The sequence below is a fragment of the Romboutsia faecis genome (assembly GCF_014323405.1).
In the GTDB taxonomy this organism is placed as follows: domain Bacteria; phylum Bacillota; class Clostridia; order Peptostreptococcales; family Peptostreptococcaceae; genus Romboutsia_E; species Romboutsia_E faecis.
Genome location: NZ_JACRWE010000006.1, coordinates 29313 through 49374 on the forward strand (window position 1 = coordinate 29313; position 20062 = coordinate 49374).

Annotated in this window: 17 protein-coding genes, 1 riboswitch and 2 other annotated features; of the genes, 2 read left to right on the forward strand and 15 right to left on the reverse strand. The window is 27.6% G+C overall.

Translation table 11 applies throughout. From position 1 onward, the window contains the following. Positions 1-81: 81 nt before the first annotated feature. Positions 82-1335, forward strand: coding sequence for a GntP family permease (locus H8923_RS12735; RefSeq protein ID WP_153972414.1), 1254 nt, complete (start codon positions 82-84; stop codon positions 1333-1335). 108 nt (positions 1336-1443) lie between these two features. On the opposite strand, the gene H8923_RS12740 is transcribed toward H8923_RS12735, so the two are convergent. The 8 genes from H8923_RS12740 to H8923_RS12775 all read right to left on the reverse strand — a co-directional run bounded on the left by H8923_RS12740 (position 1444) and on the right by H8923_RS12775 (position 12086). Next, positions 1444-2685, reverse strand: coding sequence for a hypothetical protein (locus H8923_RS12740; RefSeq protein WP_153972413.1), 1242 nt, complete (start codon positions 2683-2685; stop codon positions 1444-1446). Positions 2686-2851: 166 nt separating this feature from the next. Further along, entirely contained in the window at positions 2852-4312 is a 1461-nt protein-coding gene (gene gcvPB / locus H8923_RS12745; RefSeq protein ID WP_153972412.1) for an aminomethyl-transferring glycine dehydrogenase subunit GcvPB, read from the reverse strand. Positions 4313-4331: 19 nt separating this feature from the next. Next, entirely contained in the window at positions 4332-6857 is a 2526-nt protein-coding gene (gene gcvPA / locus H8923_RS17695) for an aminomethyl-transferring glycine dehydrogenase subunit GcvPA (RefSeq protein WP_153972411.1), read from the reverse strand. A gap of 162 nt (positions 6858-7019) precedes the next feature. Next, positions 7020-7125: riboswitch (glycine riboswitch) on the reverse strand. 117 nt (positions 7126-7242) lie between these two features. After that, the gene (locus H8923_RS12755) at positions 7243-7809 is read right to left on the reverse strand and encodes a tryptophan transporter (protein ID WP_153972410.1); all 567 of its coding nucleotides are present in this window, start codon (positions 7807-7809) and stop codon (positions 7243-7245) included. 146 nt (positions 7810-7955) lie between these two features. Continuing rightward, positions 7956-8211: a binding site (T-box leader), on the reverse strand. 127 nt (positions 8212-8338) lie between these two features. Then, positions 8339-10324, reverse strand: coding sequence for a glycosyl hydrolase 53 family protein (locus H8923_RS17645; protein ID WP_172976741.1), 1986 nt, complete (start codon positions 10322-10324; stop codon positions 8339-8341). Between the two features lie 442 nt (positions 10325-10766). Continuing rightward, entirely contained in the window at positions 10767-11591 is an 825-nt protein-coding gene (locus H8923_RS12765; protein WP_317982877.1) for a pentapeptide repeat-containing protein, read from the reverse strand. Beyond that, on the reverse strand, positions 11573-11746 hold the full coding sequence (locus tag H8923_RS12770; RefSeq protein WP_153972408.1) for a hypothetical protein: 174 nt from the start codon (positions 11744-11746) through the stop codon (positions 11573-11575). Before H8923_RS12770 ends, H8923_RS12765 begins: the two co-directional genes overlap by 19 nt. A gap of 10 nt (positions 11747-11756) precedes the next feature. After that, on the reverse strand, positions 11757-12086 hold the full coding sequence (locus H8923_RS12775; protein WP_153972407.1) for a PadR family transcriptional regulator: 330 nt from the start codon (positions 12084-12086) through the stop codon (positions 11757-11759). Between the two features lie 205 nt (positions 12087-12291). On the opposite strand from H8923_RS12775, the gene H8923_RS12780 reads away from it, so the two are divergent. Next, entirely contained in the window at positions 12292-12546 is a 255-nt protein-coding gene (locus tag H8923_RS12780) for a hypothetical protein (protein WP_153972406.1), read from the forward strand. 163 nt (positions 12547-12709) lie between these two features. On the opposite strand, the gene H8923_RS12785 is transcribed toward H8923_RS12780, so the two are convergent. The 7 genes from H8923_RS12785 to H8923_RS12815 all read right to left on the reverse strand — a co-directional run bounded on the left by H8923_RS12785 (position 12710) and on the right by H8923_RS12815 (position 19586). Next, positions 12710-12985, reverse strand: coding sequence for a hypothetical protein (locus H8923_RS12785; RefSeq protein ID WP_153972405.1), 276 nt, complete (start codon positions 12983-12985; stop codon positions 12710-12712). Between the two features lie 155 nt (positions 12986-13140). Further along, on the reverse strand, positions 13141-14457 hold the full coding sequence (gene argH / locus H8923_RS12790; RefSeq protein WP_153972404.1) for an argininosuccinate lyase: 1317 nt from the start codon (positions 14455-14457) through the stop codon (positions 13141-13143). A 14-nt stretch (positions 14458-14471) separates the two neighbouring features. Further along, positions 14472-16010: a Na+/H+ antiporter NhaC family protein gene (locus H8923_RS12795; protein ID WP_153972403.1), complete on the reverse strand. Its 1539-nt coding sequence runs from the start codon at positions 16008-16010 to the stop codon at positions 14472-14474. A gap of 254 nt (positions 16011-16264) precedes the next feature. Then, positions 16265-16472 (reverse strand) — a binding site (T-box leader). A 70-nt stretch (positions 16473-16542) separates the two neighbouring features. Then, entirely contained in the window at positions 16543-17475 is a 933-nt protein-coding gene (locus H8923_RS12800) for a M14 family zinc carboxypeptidase (protein WP_153972402.1), read from the reverse strand. 228 nt (positions 17476-17703) lie between these two features. After that, entirely contained in the window at positions 17704-18219 is a 516-nt protein-coding gene (locus tag H8923_RS12805) for a hypothetical protein (RefSeq protein WP_153972401.1), read from the reverse strand. Between the two features lie 244 nt (positions 18220-18463). After that, on the reverse strand, positions 18464-19255 hold the full coding sequence (locus H8923_RS12810) for a permease prefix domain 1-containing protein (protein ID WP_153972400.1): 792 nt from the start codon (positions 19253-19255) through the stop codon (positions 18464-18466). Further along, positions 19239-19586 (reverse strand): PadR family transcriptional regulator, encoded by a 348-nt coding sequence (locus H8923_RS12815; RefSeq protein ID WP_153972399.1) that lies wholly within the window; start codon positions 19584-19586, stop codon positions 19239-19241. Before H8923_RS12815 ends, H8923_RS12810 begins: the two co-directional genes overlap by 17 nt. Between the last annotated feature and the right edge of the window lie 476 nt (positions 19587-20062).

The window sequence follows — 20062 nt, forward strand, 5'->3', positions numbered from 1 at the left end:
AAATTGCATTTGACACATTTAAACTTTTTTTGTACTATAATTATATAGTTAATAATTTTAATAAATAAGGAGATTGACAATATGATAATAACAACATTTGGAGCAATTATTGGCTTAATAGTAGCAATTTTACTTATTATAAAAAAATTTGAACCATTTTATTGTTTAGTATTCGGTGCATTAGTTGGAGGACTAGCAGGTGGTGCTAATTTAGTTGATACTGTTGAATATATGGCTAGCGGTGCTCAAAGTATGGCTCCTGCTATTCTTAGAGTAATGACATCAGGTTTTTTAGCTGCAACATTGATTAAAACTGGCGCAGTTGAAAGAATTTCTGAGGAGATAATAAAAATACTTGGCATGAAAAAAGCAATATTAGGTATTGTATTGTCATCTATGGTACTTGCTGGTGTAGGAGTAGATTTAGATGTGGTTGTCCTTACTGTTGGACCTATTGGAATGTCTATAGGTCATAAATTAGGATACTCAAAACTTGCGATACTTTTAGCAGCACTAGGTGGGGGAAAAGCAGGAAATATTATTTCTCCAAATCCAAATACCTTAGCAGCTGCAAGTAATTTCAATGTAGAATTATCAAGTGTTATGCTTGCAAATATAATTCCTGCTATATGTGGAGTTTTAGTAACTACTATTTTAGCAAGAACATTAATTAATAAAGGTAGTAAAATTGACATGGAGATAAATATAGAAGAAAATGAAAATTTACCAAGTTTATTTGCTTCTTTAATAGGTCCTATAGTTTCTATTTGTTTGTTATTCTTAGGGAATATTTCTAGTATTGTAGTTGATCCACTTGTAGCATTACCTGTGGGTGCTGTTGTAAGTATTATTGCTACAAATAATCTAAAAAATACTAAGGAGTATTTAGCTTTTGGAGTAACAAAAATGCAAGGCGTATGTATTTTGCTACTTGGAACAGGTACTTTAGTTGGAATTATTCAAATGTCTAATTTACAACATAGTACTATAGAGTTATTAGAAGTTATGAATATACCTCAATTTTTATTAGCACCTATTTCTGGTATGGTAATGTCACTTGCTACTGCTTCTACTACTGGTGGATCAACTATTGCATCATCTACATTCTCAGAAGTAATTTTAGATTCTGGTTTGTCTGGAATCTCTGGTGCTGCTATGGTTAATGCAGGGGCATGTGTATTTGAACATTTACCTCATGGTGCATTATTCCATGCAAGTTCTAAAAGTGTTTCAATGGATATAACTGAACGTTTTAAGTTAATTCATTATGAGATACTTATAGGTATTATTATAGTGATTGTATCTACTATAATTCAATTTGTTTTTGGTTTTTAAAAAATTAATCTATAATAAAATAGGAGTATACTATGTTTATTTAACATAATACACTCCTATTTTTATTCTTTTATTATATCTCATACTATAAAATTAAAGTTATATTTTTTATTCAAAAGTATAATAATTTATTTTATCATATAACTCAGTTGATATTAAATACCATGCTTTAGTTCCGTTAATTTCTCTTAAAATAAAGCATTTATCTTCTTCACATAATCCAAACTTATTTCCCTTATTATCTTCTATAAATAAATCAGGTGATACATTCACTTTAAAATTAACATCTTGCCAATCTTCTCTTTTTAACAATTCCCCTATGTATGCTACTTCATTTATATCTGTTATATATTTACTTTTATTTGTTTCAATATTTTTTATAGTTAAGTTTATCCCTTCATAGGCCATTTCATTAAATTCTAAATCTGTTTCATCTATAGTATAGTCTATTAAATAAGTACTAGTTTTTATACTCTCAATCCCATTATCATTTTTCCTCATAGGAAAATATTCTAATGATACTCCTCCTATAATTAGAGATTCATCTGGCAACTTAGTTGTAGAGTAATCATTTAAATTGATTCCATATAGACTTGTTTCTGATAAATATTGATTATTTTTTTCATATCCTATTATATAGCTTTCTGCATCTTTATACTCTTTAAATTTTACTTTATCTAATATGTCTAGTAGACTTTCTACTCTTAAATCATTCCCATTATAATTATCGTGATAAATTATATAACCATCATGTTCATTTACTTTATTTACACTTATATCACATTGTCCATCACTCAAATTAATATAGTATAGTTTATTTTTTAATACATCTGCAATAGAACAGTTTAGGCTTATTATCTTCTTATCTCTAGAATATTTAATATTAAAGCTATCAACATATGTATTTTTCGAAATATCAAGGTCATTCTTTATAAATTCATATTTGTCTTTTAATTCATTAATACTAAATGATTGTACTGTAGCTGTCCTATCTCTATACTCTACTAACTCGTATATTTTATTACTTAAAAGACTTATATAAATCATAACTAAGCCAATAACTACTGCTCTATCTTTTATTTTATAATTCACTCTATTATATTTAGATTTAAATATCATAAGGTACATAAAAAATCCTATAGGAATTATAATTGATATACTTCCTAAACTAAAAACTGTTCTAAATCCTCCAAGCAAGTAAAACCCTATAATTTTTAAAACTAGGTATTTTTCTTCTGTTTCTTTTTTAGAATATATGTATATAAGATATCCTGCTATAAGCAAAATTGTAAGTATATTTAATATACTACTTTCATTTATATATTCTAAAAACTTAAATATATTATTCATTTAGCTCCCCCTAATTATTATCTGCTTTTATCTATTAACTTTATATAAAGCATTATATTCCCATACTAAATTTTCTCTTTATAAATATTGTAAGTTAAAAGTGTACCTTAAACAATCCTATAATTAGACAAAAACACCAGATAACTACTTATCTGGTGTTTTTACTTTATTTCCAAGTTAATATAGGATTTTTAACAGCGCTTGCATCATCTACTCTTTTTACTATTGTATTATGTGGGGCTGATTTTAAAAGTTCTGGATTTTCTTTAGCTTCTTCGCTTATCCTCTTCATTACCTCTATGAATCTATCTAATGTTTCTAAACTTTCAGATTCTGTAGGTTCTATCATCAAAGCTTCACTTATTATTAATGGAAAGTAAATTGTAGGTGGGTGGTATCCATAATCTAACAACCTCTTAGCTATATCTATTGTTTTAACTTCCTTATTATCTTTTCCTAATCCTCCTAATACAAACTCATGCTTACAAATTTTATCTATTGGCAAATAATAAAACTCTTTTAATTTTTCTTTTAAATAATTTGCATTTAATACTGCCACTTCACTACTTTCTTTTAATCCATCATTACCCATAGTTAAAATATAGGTATAAGCCTTAACTAATACTCCAAAGTTACCATAGAAATTTTTAATTTTTCCTATGGACTGTGGCTTATTGTAATTCAGTATATAACTATCATTATCAGCTTCTGTTTTTTCTACTACTGGTACTGGTAAAAATGGTATTAATTCTTTCTTCACTCCTACTGGGCCACTTCCTGGACCTCCTCCACCATGAGGCGTTGAGAAAGTTTTATGAAGATTAAGGTGTACTACATCAAATCCCATATCACCAGGTCTAGTTATTCCCATTATAGCATTCATATTTGCTCCATCATAATATAAAAGTCCTCCTACTTCATGAACTAAACTTGCTATACTTTCTATATTACTTTCAAATAATCCTAATGTACTTGGGTTTGTAAGCATTAAAGCTGCTACTTCATCATTTAATACTTCTTTTAATTTATTTATATCTATAGCTCCATTTTTATCTGATTCAACTTGAACTACTTTAAAACCAGCCATTGCTGCGCTTGCAGGATTTGTTCCATGTGCAGAGTCTGGTATTATTACCTTAGTTCTTTTTAAGTCTCCTTTATTTTCATGATATGCTTTTATCATCATAAGTCCAGTAAACTCTCCATGAGAACCTGCTGATGGTTGAAGAGTTACAGCATCCATTCCTGTTATTTCACCTAGCATATTAGATAATTCATACATTAATTTAAGAGATGCTTGAACAGTTTCTTCTGGTTGATATGGATGTATTTCTGTAAACTTAGATATATTTGCCATGTCTTCATTGACTTTTGGATTGTATTTCATAGTACAAGAACCTAATGGATAAAAGCCTGTATCTACTCCAAAGTTCTTATTACTTAAAAGTGTATAATGTCTTATTAAGTCTAGTTCGCTGACCTGAGGCAAATTTAATTCACTTTTTCTAATTGATTTTTTATCAAATATTTCATTTATATCTATATCATCAATATCTAACTTTGGAAGTGAGTAAGCCTTTCTTCCATCTTTAGAAATATCTTTTAACAGATAATTATATTCTATCATTAATATGCTCCCCCTTAACCTAAGCTAAACTACTAGCTTCTTTATCAACATTTTCTAATTCTTTACTTATATTACTTATGGACTTAACCAATTTATCAATTTCTTCTTTACTTCTTTTTTCTGTTACACAAAATAATGTTGAATCTTGAAGTTCTCTATAATTTTTGCCTAGATCATATCCTCCTAATATATTTTCTTTCAATAATTCTTTATTAATATTCTCTACTTCTATATCTCCTTTAAGTGGAAATTCTTTAAAAAACACTCCCTTAAATAAAGGTTTTAGATTTGTATTATTTATAAGTTCTTTATAAGCATAGTGCGCTTTCTTAGTACAAACTTCTGCTACTTCTCTCATACCATCTTTACCCATAGTAGCCATATATATTGCTGCATTTAAAGCATTTAATGCTTGATTTGAACAGATATTTGAAGTTGCTTTTTCCCTTCTTACATGTTGTTCTCTTGCTTGTAATGTTAAAACATAAGCTCTCTTACCTTCAGAATCTATAGTTTCTCCTACTATTCTTCCTGGCATTTTTCTTGATAGTTTTGATTTAGTAGCTAAAAATCCAACATATGGTCCACCAAAATTTAACGAATTCCCTAAACTTTGAGCTTCTCCAACAGCTATATCAGCACCAATTTCACCAGGTGTTTTTAATATAGATAAAGAAATAGGGTCTACGCTCATAATTAGCATCGCTTTATTTTTATGTGTTATTTCTTCTATCTCATCAATATCTTCTATGATTCCAAAGAAATTCGGATTTTGTATAAGAACACAAGCTGTATTCTTATCTACCACCTCTTTTAACTTATTTATATCTGTAATTCCGTATTCATTACAAAAATCAACTTCTACCACTTCACAGTTTTGATATTTTGTATAAGTATTTAATACTTCTCTAGTTTCTGGTGCAGTTGTTTTTGATACTACAATTTTATTTCTTTTAGTTTGTGCCATACTCATAAAGCAAGCTTCAACTGCTGCAGTCGCTCCATCATACATTGATGCATTTGATATTTCCATTCCTGTAAGTTCTGCTATCATAGATTGAAACTCAAATATTACTTGAAGTGTTCCTTGGCTAATTTCTGCTTGGTAAGGTGTGTAAGCTGTATAAAATTCACTTCTTTGAGTTATATGCTTTATAATTGCTGGGATGTAATGGTCATAAGCACCAGCCCCTAAAAAACAAGTTAAGTCTTCTAAATTTATATTTTCTTTTGCTAATTTTTTTACTTTAGATGATACTTCTAACTCTGATTTTGAATTTTCTAAGTTTAAAGGTCTATTTAATTTTAAATTATCTGGTATATCTAAGAATAGTTGATCTATAGAGTTTAGCCTTATTTCATTGAGCATTTTTTCTTTATCATTTTTAGTTGCTGGTATATATGAATAGTTATTATTAGAATTGTTGTCTGAACTTTCTACTTCTTTTTTATATTGCTTTTTATAAAATGGCATTTTTATTATTTTTGCTTTAGATGTTTTTTTTCTAATTGCTATTTCTATTTCATTTCCTAAACTTGCATATTCACTGTCTATAATCGCAAGACCTAGAGTTTTATTTAAACATGGTGATACTACTCCTGTTGTTACAAATCCTATTGTTTTATCTCCATTCTTTATTTCATATCCATGTCTAGCAATTCCCTTACCTATCATTTCAAATCCTATAAGTTTCCTTCTTACTCCATCATTTTTTTGCTTTGCTAATGCTTCTTTTCCTATAAAATTATATTTATTTAACTTAACAAAACTAGATATTCCACCTTCTAATGGTGATATACTCTCACTTATTTCATTTCCATAAAGACTTAAGCAAACTTCAAACCTTAAAGTATCTCTAGCTCCCAGTCCTATAGGCTTTATATCTTCATTTCCTTTTTCAAGAATACTTTCCCATATTTCTTTAACATCTTCATTTTTGCAATAAATTTCAAATCCATCTTCTCCAGTATAACCTGTTCTTGAAATCAAACAATTTTTATTACACACTTTTACATTTGAATTCATATAAAAGAATTCAACTGTATTTAAATCTATATCAATAAATTCTTGAAGTATCTTTTCTGACTTAGGTCCTTGAATTGCTAATTGACTTATTTTAGAACTTACATTATTTATTTTTACATCAAACTTTGAGCTTTTATCTAAAATATAATCAACATCTTTATCAGTATTTCCTGCATTTAAAACTAATAAATAATATTCTTTATTAAACTTATATACTAATAAATCATCAACAACTCCACCATCTTCATAACACATAGGAGAATATAGAACTTGGTTATCATTCATAATGCTTATATCATTGGTAATTAAATATTGTATAAATTCTTTGGCATCTTTCCCTTTTACTATCACCTCACCCATGTGAGATACATCAAATAAACCACAGCTATTTCTTACACTATGATGCTCCTTTACCATACCTTCATACTCTAGTGGCATCTCCCACCCTGCAAACTCAAAAAACTTTGCTCCACATTTTAGATGACTATCATATAAAGCAGTTCTTCTTAAACTCTCCATTAGTATACCTCCTAATAATATATATATTAAATATGTTTTCCTAACTATAAAAAGAGGATATACGGACGACTTAAATTAAAGTTGCCTATATATCCTCTGTTTGTATACCTGAAAGCGTTACTTCTTCGGTGATTTATATTTCTATAAATCTTTCCAGAGATCCATCAATTAAAGGTATTTGTGCCTGAAAGTTTCTCTAGGTATTGGCATAACTTAGATTGCTTCTTCGGCTTCTTTATATATTAAAGATATCTCCCATTAATCTCACTTGGAATTTATTTACTTTTCACTTAAATTATATGAAGTTAATACTTAAAAGTCAATTAATTAAAACCTTATTTTATATTATAAATTTAAAATTTCTACTAGCAAATTTATTTTTATTCTATTTGTTTAAACTCTTTAAGTTCTTATATCCAAGTCTATTTACAGACATGCTTATTACTTTAAAGAAGAAAATTCCAAATACTAAATTTATTATTATTGCTGGTGCTACTGCTACTAAAAATAGTGCTTCAAATGAGCCTGGTAAACCTACTATTAATTTAGCTGATAGTAAAAATACAATTCCACTTATTAATGTTCCTATTGGTAAAATTATTATAGATACTATAAAATCTTGTGCTTTTTCTTTTATTTTTTTCATAAATGGTAATTTATAGCTTATAAACATTAAAATATATACTAAGTTTACAGTTATGATTTTATCTACTATATTTGGAAGTTGACCTCCTGGGAATTTTGTAGTTAATGCAGTAAATATTCCTGTTACTATACCACATACTAGTGAAGTTTTGTAATCACCTTTATTTATAATCATTATTGTAAATAACATTATTAATGACATATCAGGCTGCATTGGAAGTCCCATTGCTGGTGTAAGTTGATGAAGTAGTAGTCCTATTGCTAAAAGTAATGCATTTAAAGTTAATTTTTTTGTATTTGTTCTCATAATTTATTCCTCCTAGAATATTTAAATAATTTTTATTTTCTTTTAACCAATGTTCTATATCATTTTCCTTTGAGCTATCTCTTCACATCATACTTATCACCACCTTAAATTAAAATTTTATGCAATAAAAAAACTCCGCCCTAAATTAATAGGACGGAGATTATCCGCGTTGCCACCTAATTTATGTACAGTAAAAAATACTATACATCACTCATTCTCAGGTACTATCATACCCTATTCGCTATAACGTGCGACTGACGGTAAAGTCTACTCTCATATAAAATGATTTCAATTTACTCCTCAAAGGCCCATTCACTAAATTTCTTCTTGTTGAGATTCCACCATCCTCAACTCTCTATGTTGAACCTAAACTTAGCTACTATCCCTTTTCTTAGGAATTTATTATTAATTTATATTAATAATATTTTAAATTTTTAATATAGTCAATATTATTTTCTAAATTTTTTAAATAAATTTTTTATTTGTTTTATTTATATGCAAATTTTATTAACTTGTTACTATATAATTTTTAATTATTAACTCTTATTAATTCAAAATCATCAATAGTTCCCCAAGCCTCAGATGGAGCTTTTATTTCAACACTTATTTTAACATTACCATCAGCTACGGGAATATCTTTAATCTCTGGAACTTGCCAATTACACCATCCATTAGTCAAAAATTCTTTCTCGTATCTACCATTTGAAGTTTCAACTATTAACTTCATTTTAACTTCCTCACTAGAGGAATCAAAATACAGACCTTGAATATTAGCTTTTAGTTCATAAGTACCTTTGGGTAAATTGCTTATATTTTGATAAATTTCAAAATCCATATCAGAATCACTATAAAAGTGTGCTGCTAAGCTTCCACTCTTAGGGTCTTCATTTTTAATATTTACATATCCATTATTATCATTTTTATAATCAACTACCCAACAACTAGTATCTTCTTCTTCAAAACTAGAGTTAACTACATAGTTTATGCTTTTTACTTCTATTTTAGCTTTTGCTGGTAATTTTTTTAGGTCAGATTCATTACTAATAAGAGTTCCATCTACTTCATAACTACCATATCCATTTTTTCTTATTTCTTTTAAATCTTTTTGATCCCATCTTACCTTAACTTTTTTCTTAGAATTATCATTATACTTAACTGTTACTTCTTTAGGTAAATCTATCTCTTTATATGAGTTTGCTACTATGTTAGTTTCTTTAACTTCTTCTACTGCCTTAGGAGAAGTTGCCCCAGTCATCATATATTTAAATACATTTAGTGATTCTAAAGGCTTACCGCTAAAATCAAATAATGCTTGATTATCTACAGCACTTCCACCATACCATACACCAGCATCATCTGGATCATATTCTTTAGCATAACTTGAAGCCCATCCAGATCCAAACTTTTCCCATAATGTTTTATTATTTTCATAATTATCAGCACTTCCTACAGGTAACCAAGCTGGCTCCCAATAAAATGCCCCTAATCCTGCTTCTCCTACATCACAAACAGCTTGGAATACATTTCTAACTGACGTTGCTTGTCCTTGAACTGAGATTGGATAATCAAGAGTTTGGCCACTAGAAGGTGATGTATTTCCATGACCATCTCCATCCTCAGCTGTATATGTATAAGACGTTTCTGCAACCATTACTTTTTTCCCATATTTATCAGCTATATTTTTTAGCTGTGTTGTTAAATTATCTAATGTTCCGTGCCAAAATGGATAATAAGAACTTGCAAATACATCATAATCCACGTTATAAGTGTTTAATTTCTTTGAAATACCTTCATAATTGCCTACTTTTTCTGGATTAGTAAAGTGAAGTGCTACTAAAATATCTTCATTTATATCACGTACAGCCTTACTTCCTGCGTTGAATAATTTAGACATATTATCCCAACCACGTTCACCAACAAACTCACTATTTGTTTCATTTCCTATTTGAACCATACCAACATCTACACCTGCATTGATTAGTTTTTTGAGACTATCTTTTGTGTATTCATATACTGCTTTTTCTTTTTCTTCTAAAGTATAATTTTTCCAAGATTTTGGTGCTTTTTGCTTTGCAGGGTCTGCCCAGAAATCTGAGTAATGAAAATCTATTAAGACCTTCATATTATTTGCAGTTGCTCTTTGTCCTATTTCTATTGCTTTTTCAAGGTCATTATTTCCCCCACCATAACCATTTTTATCACTATCATAAGGGTCATTCCACACCCTTACTCTAACATAATTAGCTCCTGCTTCTGAAAAAGTTTTAAATATATCTTGCTCTTTATTGTCAAAGTTATAAAATTTAACTCCACTTTCCTCTAATGATATTATACTTGATATATCTACACCTTTTATCGTATCTTCGGATATACCCTCAACCTTTGTAACATTAATACCTGCTTTTACACTTTTACTTACTTCATCTGAACTAGCATTTGATACACTTAAACCCGAATGCATAGTTGTCAGTGCAATAGCACAACTACATAATAACGATACACCTTTTCTTTTCATAATAATCTAACCCCCTTAAATTTATATGAAATCGTTTTCTAAGTTAAGTATATAGCAAGTAAATATGTTTGTAAATATATTTACTATATTATATATATTCATTACTAAAAATAATAACTAAATATTTTATACTATTATTTTTTATATGGGTATTATGTTAGTTTATTAATAAAATATATAATATATTAACTGTTTTTAAGACTCACTTGATAAGTAAATAAATTTACTAAATATAAAAAAGATGATAGTAAAAATAGCTAGAATCCTGGAGTATCCAATATCTAGCTATTATATATATTAATTCATTATATATTAAAATACATATGATCTATCATAATAGTATTTTGAACAAGACCTTATAAATCATTCATAATTATTCCTTTGATTCCTTTGATTTCTTTGACATACTACTGTGCCTATCATAGTATTTTGATAAAAAATTTTAAATTATATTAATATTATTAAGATTAACACCAATTCCCTTTAATGAATTGTATGTAGTCTTATCCATATTAGCTCCTTCAAATTTTATTTCCTTAAGTGCTCGATAATATTTATTACTAAGCATAAAACCTGATAAGAATGATACATTTCTTAAAGTTGCATTGTTGAAAGTACAATCACTTAATACCGCTTTGTCAAACTTAACATTGCTAAATTCCATACCATCAAAGTTTACTTTTCGTAAGTCACTTTTAGAAAAATCCACTCTATTAAAAGTACACTTAATAAAATTTACTTTTCTTAAATCTGTTATCTTTATATTTACATTATTGAAAACAACTTTATTAAAAGTAGAGTCTGAAAAATCATTCATACTTAAAGTTGCATCATTTATAATTGTAGATTCAAAAATACAGTTTGTTAGGTCATTTTTACTAAAGTTACAATTAGATAAATTAGCATTTGTAAAGTTTGAATTACTTAAGGCACTTGCTAAAATAACACTTCCTGATAGATTAGAATTAGAGAAGTCATTATTTACTAAAGAGCTACTTTTAAATTTGCTATTAATTGCATTTGCATTTTTAAAATTAGCACTATTTATGGAACTACCATTAAATGATGTATTTGCTAAGTCACTATTTTCAAAATTAACTTCATTCAGCATACTTCCGTTAAATGAACTACCTTTTACGCTAGTATTAGATAAGTCACTATCATTTAAATTTCTTCCGCTAAAATCTAATACTAATTTATTTTCTTCTTTTTTATTTGTTATAGAACTTAATAATTCATCTAAATCACCTATACTTTTAATGCAAATATAATAAGCAGTTCACTGTCTTTTCCACTCATAATTAAGTCATCATATCGTTGTTCTAAATCTAATAATAAGTCATTTTTTATATCTGCAACCTCATCATTCATTTCATAATTTGCAATAATTTCATTTAAGTATATATTAATTTTTTCTTTCATTTTTATTCTCCTATATTATACGTTCTAATATATTTTTTGCATATTCCCAGTTAGCTTTATTTTGTAAATATGTTTCTCTACCTTTTTCCGTAATTCTGAAATATTTTCTTCTTCCACCCTGAGACTCATCTCCCCAATACCATTCTATATCTTTATCTGCTTCAAGTCTTCTTACACTAGAATACATTGTAGCTTCTTTCAGTTCATATTCACCTTGAGTTAAATCTAATATTTTTTTTATTATTTCATATCCATAATAATCTTTTTCTAGTAATAACTTCAAAATCATTGTATCTGTATTTCCTCTCAATAAATCCGAAGTCATCTTTTTCTCTGCCATAGTAACTCTCCTCTCTTCATAAACAGTATATGACACATTACTATGTGTGTCAATGTACTTAATATAGTAAGGTTAACTCTATGTATTTTTATGTCAATTCAATAAAACCATTATAATATAATCAAAGTTTTAATTGTTAAAAGTTGAGAAATGAATATTCATAATGTATGATTAAAGTAGGATTTGTTAAGAGGGAGGTTGTTTTATGCTAAAAAAGATTTGGATAGTACTTCAATACATTGTATTAGTAATATTACTTATGAGCTTTGCAACTGCTATATATCTAGGTAACTTACAACGTATATTTGGAGGAATTATATTTATTACATTTTGGATAACAATGATGTTAGAAAATAAATCCCCAAATAAAAATAAGATTGTATCAACTCTATTTTATACAACTGGTGCAATAATATTAGTTGTAAATATTGCTGCTGTGTTATTTGGATTTACCTCATAGCAATATATTTACAAATATAGGATTTTATATAATAAACTTAACTCTGTTATAAAATTTAATTATACATAGAAAATTAAAATAGCTAGAATATTGGAACATACAATATCTAGCTATCTTTATATACTTTAATTAATAATATATTAAATTGGCTTCATAAATTAGTTTATCTTTTGAATACTGGCTTTAACAGTAATTGAGCTGATATCATAAAAGTAAGTAAAGATATAGCAAATGGCATAACTTTAGGTAAATTCCCAGGTAAATTTGTAAATACAGGCTCCATTAATAATATTGCTCCAAGAACAACTATGGCTAATCCTATATAAGACAATAATCCATATTTTTTTATGTACTTTCCATCCTTATAATTTTTTATAAGAAAATAAAGTCCACAAACAAATATCAAAATCCCTGTAAACATCATAATCCATAATAACATTGTCGCACCCCCATGTAAGTTTATATTTATTATTAATGATATATAAAAGTTAAAAACCTTATCATAATTATAAACCTTTTAAGCGTAATTTGGGTACCATTTTTCAAAATATTGTAAAATACAATTGATGTATATGTTATAAATTATATTTAATCTTATTTTATCAGCTCTTTTATTCCCTTATCTAAAATTTTATCATAATCAATAAAGTCATATATACTTTCATCAAATACATCTGCAAACTTACTAAGCTCATCAAGACTTAACTCTTCTATTGATTTTTTATTATCTTCACAATAAATTACTATAGCTCCAACTATACTATGAGCATTTCTAAATGGAATTCCTTTTTTAACCAAATAATCTGCAACCTCTGTTGCATTTAAGAATCCACTTTTAACACATGACTTCATTTGATCCTTATTTACTTTTAGTGTAGCTATCATTTTTTCCATTACTTGAATACACATTTTTAATTGTTTTACACTGTCAAAAAATCCTTCTTTATCTTCTTGCATATCTTTGTTATATGCTAATGGTAAACCTTTCATAACAGTTAAAAGCCCCATTAAATTACCATATACTCTACCAGTTTTCCCTCTTATTAGCTCTGCACCATCTGGGTTTTTCTTTTGAGGCATTATACTACTTCCTGTAGTGTATAAATCATCTATTTCAATAAATTTAAACTCTTGACTACTCCATAGTATTAATTCTTCACTTAATCTACTTAAGTGCATCATTATTATAGAAAAGTCACTCATTAACTCTATTAAATAGTCTCTATCACTAACTCCATCCATATAGTTTTCTACTACTCTTTTAAATCCTAATTTTTCCATGGTTACATTTCTATCTATACTATGAGTTGTTCCAGCTAATGCTCCACATCCCAAAGGACTTTCATCAAGTATTTCTAAAGCATTTTTTAGTCTTTTCTCATCTCTAGTAAACATACTATAATAAGCCATTAAATGATGCTTAAAAGTTACTACTTGAGCTCTTTGTAAATGAGTATATCCTGGCATTAAAACTGAATTATTATTAGCAACTTCTTTAATTGTATTTCTAAAACTTGATATTAGTTCTATTAATTCTTGTGTTTTCTCTTTTGCATACAATCTCATATCTGTTGCTACTTGGTCATTTCTACTACGACCTGTGTGAAGTTTTTTACCTACTTCTCCAATTCTTTGTATTAAATTTATCTCTATAAAACTATGTATATCTTCATAATTTCCCTCTAATATTAAATCTCCATTTTCAATATCTGCTTTTATCTTTATTAATTCTTTAGTGATTGTCTCACATTCTTCTTTACTTAATAAACCACATACCCCTTGCATATAAACATGAGCGATACTTCCCTCTATATCTTGTTTATATAATACTTTATCAAATTCAAATGATTTATTAAATTCTTCCATTAATTTATTTTCTTCTTTTCTAAAACGTCCACCCCATAATTTCATATCTTTAACCTCCATTAATTTTGAATAATTTCTATAGTTTTAACTTCTGATTTATTTTTATTTGATTTACTTAATAAAAATACACTTATTAATAAGATTGTAAATGATATAACTACGCTTATCTCGCTATTAATTACACCTGCAATTAAAAATCCTACTAAAGTTATACTTCCATTTAACACTGCATAAGGTAGCTGTGTTTTCACATGGTCTACAAGGTCACAACCGGCTCCTGTAGATGATAAAATTGTTGTATCAGATATTGGTGAGCAATGGTCTCCAAATAATCCACCTGATAAAACCGCTCCTATACATACATATATAGATGCATCTAAAGAAACTGCCATAGGTATTGCAAGTGGCATCATTATTGCAAAAGTCCCCCAAGAACTTCCTGTTGCAAAAGATACACAAGCTCCTAATATAAACAGTATTGCTGGTATTAATGCAACTGGAACATTACCGCTAAGTAATTGTATTATATAATTTGCTGTTCCTAAATTTTTAATAGTTGCTCCAAGTGACCACGCAAGTACTAAAGTTATCGATACATAAACCATTTTTTGCATTCCATTTATATAAATGCTAAACGATTCATTAAAAGTTTTTGTTTTATAATAAACCATAAGACCTATTAAAACTATAGCTGCAAATAAATATGCTGTTGTTAAAGCTATTCTAAAATCACTACCTCCAACTGGCTTCATTGGAAAACCTAGTGGTATTAATATTGAAAATAATGTTATAAATAAAACTACAAGTGGTGCTATTACAAGTGAAGCCTTTGAATTTGAAGCTTCATATTCTGAAACTTTTTCTGATTTTCTTTGAGGATTAGAACTATCCCAATATAATTTCCCAGTGTTTTCAACTCTTTGTTCTGCTTTTAGCATTGCTGAAAAGTCAAGCTTTGAAGATGCTATTAATGGAACCATTGTTACTGCTAGTATAGGATATATTTGGAATGGTATTGCTTTTACAAATGCAGTAAAGTCTGATTGAGTTATACTAAGTGCTTCAAATTCTTTTTGTATAAGCCCCATTACATATACTCCCCACCCTATGAATGGTACTAATACTGCTATTGGTGATGCTGTTGAATCTATTATCCAAGCTAGTTTTTCTCTAGATATTTTTAATTTATCAAATATAGGTTCAAATATTGGACCTACTATAAGTGGTGTTCCTAAATCTGAGAAGAATATTAATATTCCTCCAAACCAAGCACTCATTTGGGCCTTTGTTTTTGTATTTATTAATTTTGTTACTTTCCCTGCAAATGCTTGAGCCCCTCCTGATTTTTCTATTAAAGCTATAAATCCACCTATAAACATTAATAGTACCAACACACCTGCATTATAGCTATCTGTAAGCTGTACAAAGAAGTAGTCTCCTATAAGTGATTTTACTGCTGTTATTGGGCTAAAGCTACTCAATACTAATACTCCTAAAAAACTTCCTGTAAATAATGATATTACTACATTTTTACTTAAAATTGCTATTATAATTGCCACTAATGGTGGAATTAAACTTAATACTCCATAATGTTCCATAATTAAATCTCCCCTCTATTTTTTCAAAATATTCCGACTTATTTACTTATATTTATAATAAGAATTAATTTAATTAAATCAATACATCTGTGAATCTCTTTTTATAACCAATAACCTTACTTCTTTATCTAGAAATAAAAAAGCCCCTTAGCAATATGCTAAGAGGCGAATTTCCGCGGTACCACTCTTATTAGTAAGAAATTAAACTTCTAAGAAATAAGCCTTTGTATTAAAAAAGCCCCTTGGAATAAAATCCAAGAGGCGAATACTATCCGCGTTACCACTCTTATTGGTAAAATAACTTACCCACTCTATCTCTTAAGGCGAGAACACCTACTGCTATACTTAATTTCCTGCAGTCTTCTCCAAAGCTCTTTTCACATAAATTTCAATGCCTAGCTTCCACCATCCTAAGCTCTCTATAAAATCAACTTAAGCTACTCTCTTTTTCACAGAATTTGATTGGTATATTTTGTTAGTTATTATAGTAATACACTAAATTTCATATGTCAATACTTTTGTATTTATTTTCTTAATTTTCACATTCTTTTATGCAATATACTAGGTCTGCAAATACAATAGGTACATTTATATTTTTTTGAAGTATAACATAATAATTTTCAACAGGCACTATTGTAGGTCCAACATAAGGTGATACCTCTATAGTTAATGAAGGTTTTTGGTAGTTTTCTATAAACCAATCTTTGTATCCATTGCCTGTAGTAGATTCTTCCTTAGGAATTAATTTATATCCAGTTAGTAAAGCAATACTCTTTGCAATAATTAAATCTCTATTTTCATTAATTTGATTAAAATACCAGTAGATTTCTTCTCCAGATGAATGATATGATATTGTTCCATCAAACTTGTAACATTCGGTTAAAATTTTAAGTGCATATGTTTCTGGTTCTGAAAAACAATAAGGTCCAGGATATCCTTCAGATCCTGGGATTTTAGCTAAATCAGTCGCTGGATTAGATGTTGGATAATTTCTATTTAAATCAACTCCATTTATATTAGACTTCCAAGGCAAAAAAGACTCTCTTTGTAAATAATCTTTAACTTGATATTCTTTGAAAATAAATTCTTTACCACTTAAAACCAAGTCAGCTCCATCAGGATTTACAAGTGGAACAAAAACGAATGTAACCCGATTTAAAAGTTCTCTTATATTTATTCCACAGACAATAGTAGGATTATTATATAAATTTACCATGTAATTTATTTGATCTAACAATAAAATTGTATTAATAGCCTCTCTAGCATGATGAGTTCCTTGCACAAGTATCTTTGTACTTCCACACCCTAGTCTAACAGCTAAAATAGGAGTTCCTTGAACAGATGAACCTATTTGAAAATAAGATAGTATATCTTTGTTATATTTGGCTAATTCACATATAGCTATATTAATATGCCTTGAAAAAGGCTTTGAATCATATAAATTGATATAACTTCTAGTAAACATATATAGTCATACCTCCAATCGTCAGTTTTAAACAACCTAATGCGAACTTTTATACAAAAATACTCTACTATAATATATTCAATTAACTTACTTTAGTTCTAAAAAAATGAAAAATGACCTAAAATAGGTCACTTAAAACACAAAACTATTCTTATTTGTTGACTAATCAACTAATGTAATCACCAACTAAATTTCCTCTAGTACCCAAATATGATATTATATAATATCTTAATATTCACTATCTACATTTTCTATAAACTTTACTAATTCTTTAGAACTTATAGTGTAAAATTTCTGTGCTATATTATCCATATTGAAACTGCCATCATCTCTAAGTTTATTTATTTCTAAAATTACATATACTTTCTCATTATTTACTTTACTCAAGTTTATGCTTCTTTTGTATTCAACTGTAAAACTACCATCTTCATCTTCTCTAATATTACCATCCAAAAATAATAATATATTGCCCATATTATCTGGAGCTTCTTTAATACTAGATTTTTCTAATTGTGCATTCGTTAATAGTTTACTTAAGTAAGTTATATCTTCTTCTGAGATATGACAATCATAATTATAAGAAAATGCGTCTTCTTTAGATGTCCACGCCCTAACTACATTATCTTTAGAAAATACAAAGCTATCTTTTAATATATAATACTCTCTTACTTTAAATGTTCCTATTATAAGGCAAAACGTCATTGCTACTATAAATATATATCTCTTTTTATTATTCTTATCCATTTCTTCCCCCATATTATATATCAAAAATATATTAAATCCTAATTGATAACACTTGTTCCCATTTTCTTAATATCAATTGTTAATTTGATTATATCAAATCTTTTTATTTTCTTACAATAAAAAAGTCATAGAATTTTATTCTATAACTTTGAATTAACCATAATAAGTTTCAATATTAAATAAATTATAAATAGATTCATAATCAAACATAATAATATACAAACTAAAATCTTAATAATGTTAGTTAAAACTTAACTTTCTTTTTTCTAAAAGCTATCTTTAAAACTACATAGATTATAAAGAAAATTGGAGTTGCTACTATAGCTGATACTCTTGTATTTTCATAAATTTTTAAATAAAGTGGTTTTGTTAATTTTAAATTATAATAAAGTTTTTGGCCTCTATCATTTTCAACAGTTTCTCCATTCATAAACATATAATCTTTAGTTACATCTTTACCATAAGTATATAAAATAGATGATGGCTCATAAGTTTCCCCAATTTGCTTATGTGCACTTTCATAACCACGCATTACTATAACATCTTTATTGAACTTACTAGATGATAATAGTTTTGATATATCATCTTTGTAACTATCTATATCTTTTTTCACATCTTTATCTTTAATAATTTTATTTAACTCTTTTGATATATTTGAATTTACTTGATCCCAATATGTAAACGGCTTATCATATATGTAATTAACGGTTTTATGATATGTAAGAATTGTAGATGTTATTAAACATATAATAAACATTACACCTGATATTCTAGTTATTATCTTTGCAACCTTATTAATCTCTTTAATCTCTTTTTTATTTTCTTTAAGAGTAAAGTAGAGTTCTTTTAACATCTCAGAGCCACCATCAAATTTTTTGATAGCCATTTCGCAAGCGTCTTGTTCTTCATATCCTTCATTAATAAATTCATTTGCTGACATTATTAAGTGTTCTTTTAACTCTTCTTTAAGCTCTAGTATTTCTTGACTATTATCATTTTTATATAATGAATCAATATAGTTATTTATTACTCCCATTACCATCTCTCCCGTCTAAGAATTTATCCATAATATTTTTTACAAAATTCCATTCATCAACTTTTTTATCTAAACTTTCTATACCATATTGTGTTATTTTATAGTACTTACGTCTATTCCCTGGACCTTGACTACTTTGCCAGTAAGATTCAATAAAACCTTTTGACTCAAGTCTTTTTAATGATATGTATAATGTTCCATCTTTTAGTTCAAAGGCTGTTTGTTCCAAAACATTTTTAGCAATTTCAAATCCATAAGAATCATTTTTTTCTAATATTGCAAGTATCATAGTATCTATATGACCTTTCAATATCTCTTTATTTAACTCCATCATTTCACTCCCTTTCTAATCATTGTATTACGAGGTTTAATGTTAAAAACTAATACCTCGCTTAACTAGTATTATATTCTTATAATACTATAACCAATACTTGTAATGCAAGTATTAGTTATATATTTCTAAAGTAAATAAAGTTAAGATATAAAAAACTTGCTAATTTATATATTTTCACTTAACTTCTCCTTAAATTAGGTTTATGGAATAGTTTAAAGAGATATAGCAAAAGGGAAACTTAATTAATTTAAGTTAGCCCTTTTTTTTAGATTATTAATTATTCTGTTTGAGTTATCCCCCTTACAGGCTCTAAATTCAATTCTAAGCCTTATTTTATTATTTATAAATTTATTTCCTCATTTAAATCCATAAAAAAATGAGAGCATAGCTCTCATCCTTTTACTTTTTAATATATTAAAATTGTGTATCCAAGAAGTTGTTCAAAGCCTCATCATTTTTATTTCTTTAACAAC

Coding starts and splice junctions, on each gene's coding strand:
- H8923_RS12785 (WP_153972405.1), bottom strand. CDS start 12,985: ATGTTATTATGGATTATGATGTTTACAGGGATTTTGATATTTGTTTGT.
- H8923_RS12795 (WP_153972403.1), bottom strand. CDS start 16,010: ATGGAACATTATGGAGTATTAAGTTTAATTCCACCATTAGTGGCAATT.
- H8923_RS12775 (WP_153972407.1), bottom strand. CDS start 12,086: ATGGCAGAGAAAAAGATGACTTCGGATTTATTGAGAGGAAATACAGAT.
- H8923_RS12815 (WP_153972399.1), bottom strand. CDS start 19,586: ATGGAGTTAAATAAAGAGATATTGAAAGGTCATATAGATACTATGATA.
- H8923_RS12805 (WP_153972401.1), bottom strand. CDS start 18,219: ATGGATAAGAATAATAAAAAGAGATATATATTTATAGTAGCAATGACG.
- H8923_RS17645 (WP_172976741.1), bottom strand. CDS start 10,324: ATGAAAAGAAAAGGTGTATCGTTATTATGTAGTTGTGCTATTGCACTG.
- gcvPA (WP_153972411.1), bottom strand. CDS start 6,857: ATGGAGAGTTTAAGAAGAACTGCTTTATATGATAGTCATCTAAAATGT.
- H8923_RS12740 (WP_153972413.1), bottom strand. CDS start 2,685: ATGAATAATATATTTAAGTTTTTAGAATATATAAATGAAAGTAGTATA.
- H8923_RS12800 (WP_153972402.1), bottom strand. CDS start 17,475: ATGTTTACTAGAAGTTATATCAATTTATATGATTCAAAGCCTTTTTCA.
- H8923_RS12780 (WP_153972406.1), top strand. CDS start 12,292: ATGCTAAAAAAGATTTGGATAGTACTTCAATACATTGTATTAGTAATA.
- H8923_RS12810 (WP_153972400.1), bottom strand. CDS start 19,255: ATGGGAGTAATAAATAACTATATTGATTCATTATATAAAAATGATAAT.
- H8923_RS12755 (WP_153972410.1), bottom strand. CDS start 7,809: ATGAGAACAAATACAAAAAAATTAACTTTAAATGCATTACTTTTAGCA.
- H8923_RS12735 (WP_153972414.1), top strand. CDS start 82: ATGATAATAACAACATTTGGAGCAATTATTGGCTTAATAGTAGCAATT.
- gcvPB (WP_153972412.1), bottom strand. CDS start 4,312: ATGATAGAATATAATTATCTGTTAAAAGATATTTCTAAAGATGGAAGA.
- argH (WP_153972404.1), bottom strand. CDS start 14,457: ATGAAATTATGGGGTGGACGTTTTAGAAAAGAAGAAAATAAATTAATG.
- H8923_RS12770 (WP_153972408.1), bottom strand. CDS start 11,746: ATGAAAGAAAAAATTAATATATACTTAAATGAAATTATTGCAAATTAT.